Origin of the sequence: Hyalangium ruber (assembly GCF_034259325.1) — a bacterium.
Taxonomy (GTDB): Bacteria; Myxococcota; Myxococcia; order Myxococcales; family Myxococcaceae; genus Hyalangium_A; species Hyalangium_A rubrum.
In genome coordinates this window covers 247,935-264,842 of record NZ_JAXIVS010000014.1, presented here as the reverse complement: position 1 = coordinate 264,842, position 16,908 = coordinate 247,935, and the positions used below count along the sequence as shown (strand labels likewise).

Sequence of the window (16,908 nt, the reverse complement as noted above, 5' to 3'; positions counted from 1 at the left end):
CTCACTGCTGGGGCTGCGCGCCGTCCTTGCGCAGCCGCTCGGCCACCACCGTGTCGCCGAAGCGCTCCACGTTCACCAGCCACGCCGCCGCGTTCTTCACGTAGCGGCCCGTGCCCGCGGTGTCCCACTTCACGTACAGCCGCGTGAAGCCGCCATCCAGGATGGCCCGCTTGCCGCCACGGTCATGGAAGGCCGCCACCAGGTTGCCCTCCGAGCCGTACACCAGCGGCGTGAGCGTCTGGTTCGGCTGGATGGTGGCGATGGTGATGCCCTCGTAGATGTACTCGAGCCCCGTCGTCAGCAGGTGGCGCGGCAAGAGCCCCGGCTTGCCCGCGCCCTTCTGCAGGCCCACCACCTGGTCTCCCATCAGGTTGCCGCGCATCTCGGTGCCCAGCAGCTTCTGCGCCACCGCGTTCGCGTCCGCGTAGTACGGCTCGTTGTCGCCCCAGATGTAGACGCCCTTGCCGCTGTCGAAGAAGCGCTTGATGACCGCCAGGTGCTTCTCGTTGAGGTGCCGCTGGTCGCTGGAGATGATCCACAGCTGGCAGGCCTTCTTCAGCTTCTCCTCCAGCTCCTCCGGGCTCGGGGCACGGCCCACCCAGCGGTAGACCGAGAACCCCTTCTCCGCCAGCGCCTGCTTGGGCAGCGAGAAGTCGAAGTTCTCCATCGCATAGAAGTGGAGGACGGCCACCGTCTGCCCGTCGAAGGCCCCGTCCACCGCCAGGTCGTGCTGGCTACCCGCGGCATTGCCGTGCTTGTCGGGAGCCGCCCGGACCTGCACCTCGCGCCGCTGGCGCTGGCCCTGCTCGTCCATGTACTCCTGGGTGGCCGCGACGGTGGGCGCGTTGAGCCCCGCCGACTTCGAGTACTGCGCCAGGGCCGTGCCGCTCGCAAGGCACACGACGAGCGCTGCGAGAAGAGAGGTTCCACTTCGCATCGGGTGACTCCTGTCCGTTGATAGGTCTCGCCTTCAACGGACAGGAGCCCGAAAAGGTCTACAGGTGCTTCAATGCGCCTCGATTTCCTCCTCGGGAGCCTTCGTCTCCAGGATGGTGAACTCCACGCGGCGGTTGTTCTCGCGGCCCTTAGCCGTGTCGTTGGTGTCCACTGGCTTCGTCTCGCCGTAGCCCACCGCCTCCAGTCGCTCGGGCGCGATGCCCTCCGTCTCGATGAGGCGCTTGCGCACGCTGTTGGCGCGACGCTGGGACAGGTCCTGGTTCTTCGCGTCCGCGCCCTGGCTGTCGGTGTGGCCCTCCACGCGCACCTTGGTGAGCTGCGGGTTGGCGCGCAGCACCGCCGCCACCTGCTGCAGCAGGCTGAACGAGCGCGCGAGAATCACGTCCTTGTTCGTGGCGAAGTAGACCTTGTCCAGGATGACGATCCTCTGTCCCTCGACCAGCACCTTCACCTCGCCCTTGTCGGGGCAGCCGTCCTCGTCCTGCACCCCGTTGATGGTCTCCGGCGCGGTGGGGCACTTGTCGCTCTCGTCCGCGACGCTGTCCCGGTCGTTGTCCAGATCCGGGCAGCCGTCCGTATCCTCGAAGCCATCCATGTCCTCGGCGGCGGCCGGGCAGCGGTCCTGGTCATCGGTGAGGTTGTCCCCATCCGTGTCCACCGGCGGCGGCGGGGGCACCTCGTCCGGGCAGCCGTCCTCGTCCTCGAAGCTGTTCTTCGTCTCCGGCTGGTTGGGGCAGCGATCGCTCACGTCCAGGAGCCCGTCCCCATCGTTGTCGGGGTCCGCGCAACCGTCCTCGTCCTGGAAGCCGTCCACGTCCTCGGGGCCCTGGGGGCACGCGGGAGCGGGCGGCGGAGCCTCGATGCGGGCCGGCAGAGCGCGCTCGGTCTCGGTCCAGATGACGCCCGCGAACAGCCGGAAGCCCGGCGTGCCGTAGCCGCGGGTGATGCCCGGACCACCGCCCAGGTGCGCCGCCAGCGCGTCCGAGAAGCGGTACTTCAGCGCGGCGAGCACCTCCAGCGGGCGCTCCTCGGTGTTGGACTGCTTCAGCCCCAGCGCGCCCACCAGCGTGGCCTCGGCGGCGAGCCGGTGCCGGCCCATCTGGAAGGGGATCTCCGTGCCGAGCCCGTAGGCGAGCTCGTTGCCCACGTTCAGGTTGTAGAGCTGCTCCTTGGGCTGGAGGTTGAGGCCCACGTTGGCCAGCACCCGCGTGCCCCCGTCACTGCTCCACTCGCCGAGCACTCGCGGGTAGACGGCCAGGCCGCTGCGGCCCAGGAACTCCTTGCCTCCCGAGGTGGGCAACATCAATGGCACCGCGAGTCCCAGGTGCAGCCCGCTGTCCGTGGACAGCAGGTTCACCTTGGGCACCAGGCGCAGGTCCCCCACGCCCGTGGCGTCCACGCCCTCGGGGAGCACCGGCGCCACGGAGGCACCCGAGCCCGAGCCCTGTGAGGTGATGGGCAGCGCCACGCCCAGCTCCACCCGGTCGAAGAGCGCGATGGCGCCCATCAGGTCGAAGGTGAACTGGTTCTTGACGATCTCGTAGACGAACGTGTCGGTGCGCGGGTTGAGGAAGTTGAGCGGATCCTTCGCGTAGTTGAAGGACAGGCCCAGGTTCCAGCCGAGGTGCTTGCCCACTCGCGGGCTGTGGACTCCCAGCACATCCTTCAGGCCCGGGCCCGGCTTGTATTGCTGCACGTCGATGTCCTGCGAGGCCGGGAGCGTCTGGGCGCTGACGGGCGCCGTGAAGAGCACGGCGGCCAGCACTCCCAGGAGTCCCCACGTGCCCACCGCGCCGCGACGGCGGCGCAGCAGCGGCAGGGCCAACAGCAGGGCCAGCGGCAGCAGCGTCCCGGCTCCCGTGGAGGCGCAGCCACGACCCGCCACCGCCAGGTCATCCGCGTAGTTGCGCGGATCTCCGCCCGCCGACACCTCGTCGCCGTCGTTGAGCCCACCATCGTCGGTGTCGGGGTCGTTCGGATCCGACTCCGTGTCTCCGACGCGGCCGTCGTGGTTGGCGTCCTCCGTGCCGTCCTTCAGGCCGTCGCCGTCCGTGTCCGGATTGCGCGGATCCGTGGTCGTGGACGGATCGCTGTCCGGCTGGAAGTTCGGCGAGGACAGGTCGGTGCCCGGCGAGGCCGTGGTGTTCGTCACCCCACGCTCGGTGCCGTCATTCAGACCGTCGTTGTCGCTGTCGGGATCGAGCGCGTCGATCAGGCCGTCATCGTCGCTATCGGTGATGCCATCTTCGCCATCCGAGACACCGTCATCATCGCTGTCGGCGTCGTTCGGATCGAGGCCCAGCTCCGTCTCGGTGATGTCATCGATACCATCGTTGTCGGAGTCCAGCAGGCCCACATTCACCGTGACCGTGACGGTGGTGCTGCCACCGTTGCCATCGGACACCGTGTACGTGAAGGTCAGCGTGCCGATGAAGTTCAGGGACGGCGTGAACACCACCCCCGAGCCATCCGAGGGGATCGACACCGTGCCACCCTCGGCGGGCTGCGTCACCGCCGTCACCGTCAGCGTCTCGTTCGCGTCCGGCGCGCTGGAGTCGTTGGCCAGCACGTTCAGCGGCGTGGAGCTGCTGTTCGCCGCCACCGAGAACGTGTCGGCCACGCCCGTCGGCGGATCATTCACCTCGGACACCGTCACCGTCACCGTCGCGGTGTCCGTGCCGCCGTTGCCGTCCGACACCGTGTACGTGAACGTCGTGACTCCGAAGAAGTTGGCCGCCGGCGTGAAGCTCACCACGCCGCCCACCAGCGTCACCGTGCCGCCCGTCGGCTGCGTCACCGCCGTCACCGTCAGCGTCTCGCCCGTGTCCGGCTCCGTGCTGTCATTGGCCAGCACGCTCACCACCGTGGTGCCGCTGTCCTCCGCCACCGTGATGGCGTCATCCACCGCCGTAGGCGGGCTGTTCTCCGTGACCACGTTCACGGTGACCGTCACCGTGTCCGTTCCGCCCCGGCCGTCGGACACCGTGTACGTGAACGTCACCGGGCCGGAGAAGCCAGACTCCGGCGTGAACACCACCCCCGAGCCATCCGGCGCCACCGTCACCGAGCCACCGCTGGTCGGCTGCGTCACCGCCGTCACCGTCAGCGTCTCGCCCACGTCCGGCGCGATGCTGTCGTTGGCCAACACGTCCAGCGTCGCGGCGCCACTGTTCATCGGCACCGCGTAGATGTCCTCCACGCCCGTGGGCGGGTCGTTCACCTCGGACACCGTCACCGTCACCGTCGCGGTGGCCGTGCCGCCGTTGCCGTCCGACACCGTGTAGCTGAACGTGTCGGTGCCGAAGAAGTTGGGGTTGGGCTGGTAGCTCACCACGCCGCCCACCAACGTCACCGTGCCATTGGCAGGCTGTGTCACCTCGATCACCGTGAGCGTCTCGCCCACGTCCGGCGCGAACGTGTCGTTGGCCAGCACGTCCACCACTGTGGGCACGCTGTCCTCGCTCACCGTCAGCACGTCATTGGCGGCGGCAGGCGGATCATTCACCTCGGACACTGTCACCGTCACCGTCGCCGTGTCCGTGCCGCCGTTGCCGTCCGAAATCGTGTAGGTGAACGTGTCGGTGCCGAAGAAGTCGGCCTCGGGCTGGTAGCGCACCACGCCTCCGGTGAGCGTCACCGTACCGTGGGTGGGCTGCGTCACCGCCGTCACCGTCAGCGTCTCGCCCACGTCCGGCGCGGCCGTGTCGTTGGCCAGCACGTTCACCACCGTGGCCGTGCTGTCCTCGTCCACCGTGAGGCTGTCGTCGTTCGCCGTCGGCGGCGTGTTCACCGCGCCCACGTCCACCGTGACGGTGACGATGGCCGTGCCGCCTCGACTGTCGGACACCGTGTACGTCAACGTCACGATTCCCGTGAAGCCAGGCGCCGGCGTGAACACCACTCCCGAGCCGTCCGGCGCCACCGCTGCCGTGCCGCCCGTGGCAGGCTGCGTCACCGCCGTCACCGTCAGCGTCTCGCCCACGTCCGGCGCGATGCTGTCGTTGGCCAGCACGTCCAGCGTCGCCGCGCCGCTGCCCGCGGCCAGCGAGAAGCTGTCGGCCACGCCCGTGGGCGGATCATTCACCTCCGTCACCGTCACCGTCACCGTCGCCGTGTCCATGCCACCGCTGCTGTCGGTGATGGTGTAGGTGAACGTGTCGGTGCCGAAGAAGTTGGCGTCGGGCTGGTAGCTCACCACGCCGTCCACCAGCGTCACCGTGCCGTTGGCAGGCTGGCTCACCGCCGTCACCGTGAGCGTCTCGTTGTCGTCCGGGGCGATCGTGTCGTTGGCCAGCACGTCCACCACCGTGGCCGCGCTGTCCTCGGACACCTCCAGCGTGTCGTCCACCGCGCCAGGCGCATCGTTCACTGGCGTCACCGTCACCGTCACCGTCGCCGTGTCCGTGCCGCCGTTGCCGTCGGAGATGGTGTACAGGAACGTGTCGATGCCGGCGAAGTTGGGCTCGGGCTGGTAGCTCACCGTGCCGGAGATCAGCGTCACCGTGCCGTGCGCCGGCTGCGTCACCGCCGTCACCGTCAGGGTCTCGTTCTCGTCCGGCGCGAACGTATCGTTGGCCAGCACGTTCACCACCGTGGCCGCGCTGTCCTCGCCCACCGTGAGGGTGTCATCGTTCGCCGTCGGCGGGTCGTTGGTCCCGGAGACCACCACCGTCACCGTGCCCGTGTCCGTGCCGCCTCGGCCGTCCGACACCGTGTACGTGAACGTCACCGAGCCAAAGAAGCCCGCCGGAGGGGTGTAGCGCACCACGCCGCCCGTCAGCGTCACCGTGCCGTTCGCCGGCTGGGTCACTCCCGTCACCGTCAGCGTCTCGCCCGGGTCGGGCGCGAACGTGTCGTTGATCAGCACATCCAGCACGTTGTTGGTGCTGTTCTCCGCCACCGTGAAGCTGTCGTTCGTGGCGCTGGGAGGATCGTTCACCTCCGTCACCGTCACGGTCACCGTCGCCGTGTCCGTGCCGCCTCGGCCGTCCGACACCGTGTACGTGAAGGTATCGGTACCGTAGAAGTTGGCTTCGGGCTGGTAGCGCACCACGCCCCCGGCCAGCGTCACCGTGCCGTGGGTGGCCTGGGTCACCGCCGTCACCGTCAGCGTCTCGCCCGCATCCGGAGTGATCGTGTCGTTGGTCAACACGGTCACGATGGTGGCCGCACTGTCCTCCGCCACAGTGACCGCGTCATCCACTGCGTCGGGAGGATCATTCACCTCCGTCACGGTCACCGTCACGGTGGCGGTGTCCGTACCGCCTCGGCCGTCCGACACCGTGTACGTGAAGGTCGTGGTTCCCACGAAGTTGTTGGCGGGCGTGAAGCTCACCACTCCGCCCGTCAGCGTCACCGTGCCGCCCGTGGCAGGCTGCGTCACCGCTGTCACCGTCAGCGTCTCACCCACGTCCGGCGCGAACGTGTCATTGGCCAGTACCGTCACCACCGTGGCGCCGCTGTCCTCCGCCACCGTCACCGTGTCGTCGTTCGCGACCGGCGCATCGTTCACGTCGGTCACCGTCACCGTCACCGTCGCCGTGTCCGTGCCGCCTCGGCCGTCCGAGATCGTGTACGTGAAGGTCGTGGTCCCCGCAAAGTTGGCCGTCGGCGTGAAGCGCACCACGCCTCCGGTCAACGACACCGTGCCTCCCGTGGCGGGTTGAGTGACCGTCGCCACGGTCAATGTCTCACCCGTGTCCGGCGCGAACGTGTCATTGGCCAGCACCGTCACCACCGTGGCGCCGCTGTCTTCCGCCACCGTCACCGCGTCATCCACGGCGTCGGGCGCGTCGTTCACGTCGGTCACCGTCACTGTCACCGTCGCCGTGTCCGTGCCACCTCGACCGTCCGACACCGTGTACGTGAACGTCGCCGTGCCGCTGAAGTTGGCCGCTGGCGTGAAGCGCACCACTCCGCCCGAGAGCGTCACCGTACCGCCCGTCGCCGGCTGGGTCACCGCCGTCACCGTCAGCGTCTCGCCCACGTCCGGCGCGAACGTGTCGTTGGACAGCACATCCACCACCGTGGCCGCACTGTCCTCCGCCACCGTGATGGCGTCATTCACCGCGTCGGGGGCATCGTTCACGTCGGTCACCGTCACCGTCACCGTCGCCGTGTCGGTGCCGCCTCGACCGTCCGACACCGTGTACGTGAAGGTCGTGGTCCCCGCGAAGTTGGTCGCTGGCGTGAAGCGCACCACCCCAGCCGAGAGCGTCACCGTGCCGCCCGTCGCTGGCTGGGTCACCGCCGTCACCGTCAACGTCTCGCCCACGTCCGGAGCAAACGTGTCGTTGGCCAGTACATCCACCACCGTGGCGCCGCTGTCCTCGGCAACCGTCACCGCGTCGTTCACCGCGTCGGGCGGATCGTTCGCCTCCGTCACCGTCACCGTCACCGTCGCAATGTCGGTGCCGCCTCGACCGTCCGAGATCGTGTACGTGAACGTCACCGTGCCCGCGAAGTTGGCCGCCGGCGTGAAGCGCACCACTCCACCCGTGAGCGTCACCGTGCCACCCGTGGCAGGCTGCGTCACCGACGTCACCGTCAGCGTCTCGCCCACGTCCGGGGCGAACGTGTCGTTGGCCAGCACGTCCACCACCGTCGCCGCGCTGTCCTCGGCCACCGTCACCGCGTCGTTCACCGCATCGGGCACATCGTTCAGCTCGGTCACCGTCACCGTCACCGTTGCCGTATCCGTGCCGCCGTTGCCGTCGGAGATGGTGTACGTGAAGGTCGCGATCCCCGCGAAGTTGGCTGCCGGCGTGAAGCTCACCACGCCGCCCACCAGCGTCACCGTGCCGCCCGTGGCAGGCTGCGTTACCGACGTCACCGTCAGCGTCTCGCCTGTGTCCGGCGCGAACGTGTCGTTGGCCAGCACATCCACCACCGTGGCCACGCTGTCCTCGGCCACGGTGAGAATGTCGTCGTTCGCCGTCGGCGGATCATTGGTCCCGGCCACCATCACCGTCACCGTGGCCGTATCCGTACCCCCTCGCCCATCCGACACCGTGTACGAGAACGTCACCGTGCCGTTGAAGCTGGGCGGCGGCGTGTAGCGCACCGTCCCGCCCGTGAGCGTCACCGTGCCGCTGGCGGGCTGTGTCACCGACGTCACCGTCAGCGTCTCACCCACATCGGGCGCGAAGCTGTCGTTGGTCAGCACATCGAGCACGTTGTTGGTGCTGTTCTCCGCCACGGTGAAGCTGTCGTTCACCGCGTCCGGCGCATCGTTCACGTCGGTTACCGTCACCGTCACCGTGGCCGTATCCGTGCCACCTCGACCATCCGAGATGGTGTACGTGAACGTTGCCGTTCCGCTGAAGTTGGCCGTCGGCGTGAAGCGCACCACTCCGCCCGAGAGCGTCACCGTGCCGCCCGTGGCTGGCTGCGTCACCGCCGTCACCGTCAACGTCTCGCCCGTGTCCGGCGCGAAGCTGTCGTTGGCCAGGACGTCCACCACCGTGGCCGCGCTGTCCTCCGCCACCGTCACCGCGTCATTCACCGCGTCGGGCGGATCATTCGCCTCCGTGACCGTCACCGTCACCGTGGCCGTATCGGTGCCGCCTCGGCCATCCGAGAGCGTGTACGTGAACGTCGTGGTCCCCGCGAAGTTGGCTGCTGGCGTAAAGCTCACCACGCCTCCGGTCAGCGTCACCGTGCCGCCCGTCGCTGGCTGGGTCACCGCCGTCACCGTCAACGTCTCGCCCGTGTCCGGAGCGAACGTGTCATTGGCCAGCACGTTCACCACCGTGGCGCCGCTGTCCTCCGCCACCGTGAGGGTGTCGTTCACCGCGTCGGGCGGATCGTTCACCTCCGTCACCGTCACCGTCACCGTCGCCGTGTCCGTGCCGCCTCGACCGTCCGACACCGTGTACGTGAAGGTCGTGGTCCCCGCGAAGTTGGCCGCAGGCGTGAACCGCACCACGCCCACCGTGAGAGCCACCGTGCCACCCGTGGCGGGCTGCGTCACCGCCGTCACCGTCAACGTCTCGCCCACATCCGGGGCAATCGTGTCGTTGACCAGCACGTCCACCACCGTGGCCGCGCTGTCTTCCGCCACCGTCACCGCGTCGTTCACCGCATCGGGCGGATCATTCACCTCCGTCACCGTCACCGTCACCGTCGCCGTATCCGTGCCGCCGCGACCATCGGAGATGGTGTACGTGAACGTCGCCGTGCCGCTGAAGTTGGCCGCCGGTGTGAACCGCACCACCCCGCCCGAGAGCGTCACCGTGCCGCCCGTGGCAGGCTGCGTCACCGCCGTCACCGTCAGCAGCTCGCCCACGTCCGGGGCGAACGTGTCGTTGGCCAGCACGTTCACCACCGTCGCCGTGCTGTCTTCGCCCACCGTCAGCGTGTCGTTCACCGCGTCGGGCGGATCATTCACCTCTTTCACCGTCACCGTGACCGTGGCGGTGTCGGTGCCGCCATTGCCGTCCGAGATGGTGTACGTGAACGTCACCGTGCCGCTGAAGTTGGCCGCAGGCGTGAAGCGCACCACCCCGCCCGAGAGCGTCACCGTGCCCCCCGTGGCTGGCTGGGTCACCGCCGTCACCGTGAGCGTTTCGCCCACGTCCGGGGCGAACGTGTCGTTGACCAGCACGTCCACCACGGTGGTGCCGCTGTCCTCGTTCACCATCGCCGCGTCGTCCACCGCGTTGGGCGGATCATTCACGTTCGTGACGGTGGTGGTCTGCGAGGCCGAGTTGTTGCCCGACACCGGGTCCGTCGTTGACGCGCTCACCGCGGCCGTCGCCGTCACCGTCCCCCCCACCGCCGGCGCCGTCACCTGCACCGTGATGCCAGGCACTGCCCCGGGAGCGGCGGTAGGCCGCGTACACGTCACCACGCCAGCCGACTGGTTACACGTCCACCCCGTGCCCGTGGCGCTGACGTAGGTCACCCCCGCCTGCAGGCTCAGCGTCGCCGTCACCGAGGACGACGCGCTCGGACCCGCGTTGGTCACGGTCAGCGTGTACGTGAGCGTCGCATCTTCATCCACCGGATCCGGAGCATCGGTGAGCGTCACCGACATGTCCGCGCGCGGTGTCAGCGTGTCCGTGTCCGTGGCGCTGTTGTTCGCCGGCGTTGGATCCGTGTTGCTCCGAGGCGGCGCCACCGTGGCCGTGTTGCTCAGCGTGCCCACAGCCGCCGGGTTCACCGTCGCCGTCACCGTGAAGGTCGCCGTGCCTCCGCTGCCCAGCGTCAGCAAGGCCCCGGCGATGTTGCCCGTGCCGCTCGTCGTGGCGCACGCCGCCGCCGGCGCGCACGTCCACGTCACGCCCGTCAGCGCCGCAGGGAACGTGTCCGTCACCGCCGCTCCTGTCACCGCGTTGGGACCGTTGTTCGTGACGGTGAGGGTGTAGGTCACCGTGCTGCCCGGCACCACGCTCGTCACGCCATCCGTCAGCGTGATGGCCAGGTCCGAAGGCAGGCACAACGGAAGCGTCGCCACCGCCGCGCCCAGCTGGCCGGCCGCCCCGTCCGTGGCGCCGTTGACCGGGAACTCCGTCACCGCGGCGGAGGTGCTCGTCCCGCTCAGGCCACCCGCAACGTTGCGCGTCACCACGCCACCCGCCACCGCGATGTAGCCACCGCCACCGCCGCCGCCCGGACCCTCGGCCTCGTCACTGGTGATGAGCTGGTTGCCGCCCCGCCCCCCGTTGGCGTTGAGGGTGATGCCGCTCAGCGCCCGCGCCGACACCATGACCGTGCCACCTGCGCCGCCACCGCCCGGCGCGTCGTTGTGGCCCGGAATCGTGTCCGTGCCCTGCGCTCCGTTGGCGGCGATGCTCCCCGTGCCCGTGACCGTGTCGGCCACCACCCACACCAGGCCACCGCCGTTGCCTCCCCGGCCCGCCGCGGCGTTATTGCCGTCGCCCGCGCCGCCGCCGCCGCCCAGGAACAGCCGCGTTCCCGGATCATTGGCCACGGGCCGCGCACCCAGGCCGCCCGCCTCGCGCCGGCTGTCGCCACCCCAGGTGGCCTGCCCCGGCCCCAGGGTCAGCGCGTTCTGGTTGGAGGAGGAGTAGGTGTAGCCGCCGCGCCCGCCGCCGCTCGCATTCGTCCGCGCGTTGCCGTTGTCGATGTAGCCCGGGTCCAGCGCCCACGCGGCCGCCCCCGTGACGGTGCCGCGCATGACGCCCTGGCCCGTCCACAGGTTGCCGTTGTTGCCGTTGGCGCCGCCGCCACCGCCACCGTTGTGCGCGTCACCGCCGCCACCGCCGTTGGCCGCCGCGCCGCGCCCGTAGCGGCCGTTGAGTCCGTCATAGACATCCTGGTAGCCGGCGATGCCCTCGCCCTTCTCGGCGCCGAGGGTCGCGTCCGGGGTGCGGTACGTCGTCGTGCCCATGGCCGAGCCAGCGTTGTCCGCCGCGCCACCCCGGAAGCCCCTCGCCGAGGCGTCCAGCGTGCCGTTGAGGTTGAGCGTGTTCTGCACCTGCAGCGCGAGCACACCGCCCTTGGTGCCGTCCCACGCGGTGGCCACCACGCTCGCCCCCGCGTTCACCGTGAGGCTTGCCAGCTGCGGCACGCGCACCACCTGCGTGGAGCTCGCCACGTACGCGTTGCGCAGCCCGCTGCACCCCGTGGTGTTGAGGTTGATGTTGAGCGTGGCTCCCGCGCCGTTGGAAGTGCTGGCCACCGTGACGAGCTCGTAGAGCCCCGCGCCGTTGAGCGCCGTTACCGCGCCGTAGCCCGCCGCGTCCGCGGTGTCGATGGTGGCGCCTTGCATCTGGATGATCATCAGCAGATCACCCGCCGCCAGCGTCCCGAACTGAGGGCTGTCCAGCTCGGTGCGGCTCGAGACCTGGAGGGTGGTGGCCCCGGCGGCCACGTTCGCCGCCAGCGTCGTGTAGCGGTTGAGCTGCTCGTTGGCGGTGGTGACGGTGTAGTTGCCGTCCACGCCCACCAGGGACGCGCCCGACACGGCGACGGGCGCCGGGGCTCGCGTGGCCTCCGAGGACACAGGCGTCTCGGGGGAGCAGGCGGCGCTCCATACCCCGAGACACAGCAGGGCCAGCCATCCCTTCCTCGGGGCTACCCGGAGGGACAGGACATCGGAAATTTCGATCATGAAAGATGTGCGAGACACGTTTGAGCGCCACGGACCAGAGCGGCTTTCGTGTCTCGTCCCTGTGAAGTCAGGCGAGTTCGCGAGATTTTATCGATTGTACGCGCGGTACCAAAAAGGCTGTCTCCAACGTCCGGTACGCTGGAGGGATGACGACACCGAAGGTCGTTCGCTACGAGGAGTCCCTGCGCGAGCACTTCGCCCGGCTCAACCGGCAGTGGATCGAACAGGACTTCGCGCTGGAAGAGGCGGATCTGGCCAGCTTCGCGGATCCGCACCGCGCCTTCGTGGCGGGCGGCGGCGAGGTGTTCTTCGCGCTCCACGGCGGGCAGGTGCTGGGCACATGCGCGCTGCGCCGCGAGGACGCGGACACCTTCGAGCTGTGCAAGATGGCCGTGGCGCCCGAGGCCCGAGGGCTCGGCCTGGGTGACGCGCTGATGGAAGAGGTGCTCCGCTTCGCCCGCGAGCGCCACGCCCGGCGCGTCTACCTCGTGTCGAACACGAAGCTCGCGCCGGCCATCGGCCTGTACCGCAAGCATGGCTTCGTCACCACGCGCACCGGCCCCGAGGTGTCGCGCGAGGCAGGCTACGCGCGCGCCGACATCGAGATGGTTCTCACGCTGCGCCCCGAAGGGTGACGCTCCGTCGCGCCTTCGCGGGCCAGGGGCCGGGGGGGTCATGGGCAGGCTCCAGAGCAACCCGGATGCCGCGCCCTGTCCCGCGCCAAAGCCTTGGAATCCCAGGGGACTCCTTCACGGCTCGCGCTCGCGGGGACTGGGGCGGGTGTGCATTGTGGCGTCGCGCCACACCCTCCCATCCCCGAGAACAGCCTGTCCTTTCGGGTAGATGGCCTCCCGGGCAGGGACCCTGAGGCATTTTGTCCCAGTGGGGGCGCTCGGCAGCCTCAGTAGCCGCTGGCGTACTGGAAGTGCATCGGGTCGACGTTACCCTTGAAGTCCCCGCCCCAGGTGAAGCCCCACTCCTTGAAGTGCTTCACCAGGTCGGGGTGTACCTTGCCCGGCCGCGGGTTGGCGTTGATGTCGAAGGCCACGCCCCACGAATGCACCGAGGGCTGCGGCGGCTGCAGGTCCTTGCCCGTCTTGGCGTCCTTCTTGTTGCGCACGAAGCCCGGGTACATGCCGTCGAAGGTCTTGATGTGCTTGAGCAGGTCCTTCTTCGCGGCGTCCTCCAGGCACGCCTTCATCACCGGCACCATCTTCGCGTGCAGGGTGACGTCCACCGGCTTGCCCCCAGGGCCCACCGGCAGCTTCGTCGTCACCATGTTCTTGCCCGCCTCGCCGAAGGTCGCCTTGATGGCGGCGAAGCCGTGCGGCGCCGGGAAGACGCCTCCGCCCGGCGCGGGCCCCGGCGTGCCGTTGAGCGGCGGCTGTCCGGCGAGCGCCCGCTGCAGCTCCTCGCGCGTGGCCGGGCCGAACTTGCCCACCTGCGGCAGCCCTCGGTCCGACTGGAACGCCTTCACCGCGCTCTCCGTCATCGGCCCGAAGCTGCCGTAGCCCGCGCCCTGCTTCACCGAGGCCGGCAGGTAGTGCAAGTCAATGAGCCGGTCCTGGAGCTGCTTCACCGCCGCACCCGTGTTGCCCCGCTCGAGGCCCGCGGCCGGCACACCCTTGGAGGGCGCGCTCCGGGTCGCCGCCTTGGCCGGGGTCGCGAAAGAGGCCGGGGCGGTGGTACGGGAAGACCCTCGGCGGGTCAGGGACGGCGTCATGGGTGCGGGCTCCAGGAGATCAGTCGCTACGCCTCCATTATCGGAACCACCCCACCCCAGGTTGTCTCACACTCCACAAAGAAGATGACGGGCATGCCCCCCACCCCAATCCTCCGCCAAGGGGGGCAAACCCGTCACCCGACGTCAAAACTGCTTGCGGCTGAAACTTCAGACGAAGGCGCTGAGGAACTCCTGCAAGCGCCGGCGCTCCTGGCGAGCCGGGCCCGGGGACTCGGCCGCCCGAAGGAGGCTGCCTCCGCACTCGGAGCAGGTGGGCACCGTGGCCGGCTGCGCCAGACGCGGGGCCGAGCCCGCACCGCACACGCACTCGGGCGGCAGCACCAGCTGCGCGTCCTTGCCTGCCTGCACCGTCGCCTCATCCAGCCGCATCATCGTCATCCCTCATCCCCAGGGGATCATCCCAGGCCGTCTCTCAACGAGTCCGGCATCGTGTTGTTCCCGCGCGATTGGGTAATGCCTCTTTCGCCCGCGCGTTACTGCCAGGTCAGCTCGTACTCACTGTCCAACAGTCCGGTCGGTCGCCCGCTCACACTTACGTTTCGTGCGCCTACCGCCTCCAACATCCCCTGCAGGAAGCCCTTGGTGTAGGCAGGGGGCATGAAGTCGCGCTGGACCACCAGCCGGCCGTTGCGCTCGCCCACCGACCAGATCATCCGCCGCTCACCGAAGCTCACGGCGGTGCGGTAGCTGGAGGGCAGCTGGTTGAGCAGGCGCCGGGGGTTGTTGCCCGTGAGCAGCAGCATCGTCTTGCCCGGCGCGGAGGCCAGGAAGTCCTTGGCGCCCTGCGTCCCCAGACGCCGCAGCACCCCGGCGGCGCCGCCCGCGCGCAGCCCCAGGTGGTTGCTGGCCGCCAGCGTCATGCGCAGCAAGTCGAAGACTGGATAGTTGAAGAAGTCGATGAAGCGCTTCTCGTCCGACACTTCACGGCAGCGGTCCACGGCCTCGCTTCCACCGAGCACCTGCGCTACGTCCAGGACCCCGTTGAAGAACATTCCGCGAACCGTATCTGTGGGTCCCGCCATGGCCATTCGATGGCGAAGCTGTCGCTCCACATCCAGGTCCATCACCGGCCGTATCGTCTCGAGTTGCGCGTGCATGGGTGGAGGCTCTTTCGGATGGACCTGTTGAAGAGGACCGCAGACCGCTGCCGTCTGCCCCTGCCCAAGAGCAGGATCCGGGCCATGCCCCAACCCCTGAGAATCCAAGGGGTTGTCTGGCGGCCTGGTTTCAGCAGTGAAGCCTCTGTGTCATGGGAGGCCAGCCAAGGCGTGATTTTCCGACGGGACAAGCGCATACTTCATTTTTGAAGCATGAAGATTCACGTATGAAGCACGCCCGCGACTCCAGCTTCGTCGATCGCAGCCCTCGCAAGCCCCTGTACGTGCAGGTGGTGACGCAGCCCGCATTGCATGGGTGCTGGTCGGTCAACATCAGCGAGACGGGGATTGGGCTGGTGGCCATGCCGCGCGGGGGCTCGGGAGAGGGCCCGCGCGAGGGGCAGGAGCTGGAGATGGCCTTCAGCCTGCCGGACTCGCACGTGCGCATCCGGGTGCGGGGCGAGGTGCGCTGGCGGCACGACACGGAAGGGGCCGAGGGCGAGACGGTGACGGCGCTGGGCGTGGCGTTCCGGGCCTTCGAGGGCTCCGACCGTGTCACGCTGGTGCGCTACCTGCTGGAGAGCGCGCTGCATGTGGCGGTGGCCTACGCGGCCGACTCGCAGATGCGCATCATCCGCGCGGCGCTGGAGGGGCACGCGCGGCTGGGCTTCGCGCAGACGCCCCTGGAGGTGCAGGCGCTGCTCACGCGCGGAGACGTGGGCGTGCTGCTGGTGGCCGGGTGGGACGAGGTGCAGGCGCTGGCGCTGGTGGAGCAGTTGTCGGCGCGGCGCATGGACGAGGTGGACACCACGGGCACTACGCCTCCGAGCGACATGGCGGCGCGCATCGTCTACTGCGCGCCCGCGCCGCCGGAGCGGCTGATCGGCCTGTTCAACTCGGGCAGCCTCTTTCGCGCGCTGGGGCCCGCGCCGGACGAGGAGATGGTACGGCAGGCCGTGCTGGACGCGGGGCGCGAGTACGGGGTGCGCACGGAGCAGCGGCGCATGGGGCTGGAGCTGGAGCGCAACCTGCTGCGCGAACGGGCGCTCACCAGCGGGCCCGCGACGCCGGCGCCGTCGGGGAGCGAGGGGCCGGGCTTCTCCAGCCCGGCGATGCACCGGGTGATGGAGTTGGTGCGCGTGGCGGCCCCCCACCGGGTGGCGGTGCTGCTGCAGGGCGAGACGGGCACGGGCAAGGAGGTGCTGGCGCGCATCATCCACCGGATGAGTGGCCGCGGGGACGTGCCGCTGGTGGTGCAGGACTGCGGCGCGCTGACCGAGACGCTGCTGGAGAGCGAGCTGTTCGGTCACGTGAAGGGTGCCTTCACCGGCGCGGTGGCCGACCACCCGGGCCTGTTCGTACTGGCCGACGGCGGCACCATCTTCCTGGATGAAATCGAAAACACCACGCCCAACCTCCAGGCCAAGCTGCTGCGCGTGCTGGAGGGCGGGGATGTGCGGCCGGTGGGCGGCACCCAGGTGCGCCACGTGGACGTGCGCGTGGTGGCGGCGAGCAACCGGGACCTCGCCCAGGAGGTGCGCGCCGGGCGGTTCCGGGCGGACCTCTTCTACCGGCTCAACAGCTTCACCATCGACATTCCGCCGCTGCGCGAGCGCGCCGATGACATCCTCTCGCTGGCGCGGCACTTCCTGGAGATGTTCAACCGGACGCTGAAGCGCTCGGCGAGCGGCATCGCCCCGGACGCCGAGGAGGCGCTGCTCGGCTATGTGTGGCCGGGCAACGCGCGCGAGCTGCGCAACGTGATGGAGCGCGCGGTGCTGCTGTCCCAGCCGGGAGAGATGGTGACGCGGCGGCTGCTGCCTCCGGCGCTGGTCGCCAACCTGCGCCCGGCCGGCAATTCGGTGGAAGGCGGGCTGAAGGCGCGCATGGAGCAGGTGGAGCGCGACCTCATCCGCGAGGCGCTGGAGCAGCACGGCAATGTGCTGCGGCGCGCGGCGACCGCGCTGGGCATGGATCCGGTGACGCTGGGGCGAAGGGCCCGCCGTCACGGGCTGTGGAAGGGTTGAGCGCCC

Annotated in this window: 7 protein-coding genes; 2 read left to right on the top strand and 5 right to left on the bottom strand. The window is 69.4% G+C overall.

Translation table 11 applies throughout. The features are described from left to right. Position 1: 1 nt before the first annotated feature. Together SYV04_RS33740 and SYV04_RS33735 are read right to left on the bottom strand one after the other, a co-directional pair. Positions 2–937: a hypothetical protein gene (locus tag SYV04_RS33740; RefSeq protein WP_321550110.1), complete on the bottom strand. Its 936-nt coding sequence runs from the start codon at positions 935–937 to the stop codon at positions 2–4. A 69-nt stretch (positions 938–1,006) separates the two neighbouring features. After that, positions 1,007–12,034 carry an Ig-like domain-containing protein gene (locus SYV04_RS33735; protein ID WP_321550109.1) on the bottom strand — a complete coding sequence of 3,676 codons (11,028 nt, stop codon included), beginning with the start codon at positions 12,032–12,034 and terminating at the stop codon, positions 1,007–1,009. Between the two features lie 146 nt (positions 12,035–12,180). Here SYV04_RS33735 and SYV04_RS33730 point away from each other — a divergent pair, with 146 nt between their 5' ends. Next, a complete protein-coding gene (locus tag SYV04_RS33730; RefSeq protein ID WP_340371387.1) occupies positions 12,181–12,669 on the top strand; it encodes a GNAT family N-acetyltransferase in 489 nt (162 codons plus the stop codon). Between the two features lie 266 nt (positions 12,670–12,935). On the opposite strand, the gene SYV04_RS33725 is transcribed toward SYV04_RS33730, so the two are convergent. From SYV04_RS33725 to SYV04_RS33715, 3 genes are all read right to left on the bottom strand, one after another. After that, complete coding sequence (locus tag SYV04_RS33725; RefSeq protein WP_321550108.1) at positions 12,936–13,757, bottom strand: peptidoglycan-binding protein; 822 nt, start codon at positions 13,755–13,757, stop codon at positions 12,936–12,938. A gap of 168 nt (positions 13,758–13,925) precedes the next feature. Next, entirely contained in the window at positions 13,926–14,156 is a 231-nt protein-coding gene (locus SYV04_RS33720; RefSeq protein ID WP_321550107.1) for a hypothetical protein, read from the bottom strand. 95 nt (positions 14,157–14,251) lie between these two features. Further along, a complete protein-coding gene (locus tag SYV04_RS33715) occupies positions 14,252–14,875 on the bottom strand; it encodes a DUF2378 family protein (protein WP_321550106.1) in 624 nt (207 codons plus the stop codon). A gap of 227 nt (positions 14,876–15,102) precedes the next feature. On the opposite strand from SYV04_RS33715, the gene SYV04_RS33710 reads away from it, so the two are divergent. Next, a complete protein-coding gene (locus SYV04_RS33710) occupies positions 15,103–16,902 on the top strand; it encodes a sigma 54-interacting transcriptional regulator (protein WP_321550105.1) in 1,800 nt (599 codons plus the stop codon). Positions 16,903–16,908 lie beyond the last annotated feature (6 nt).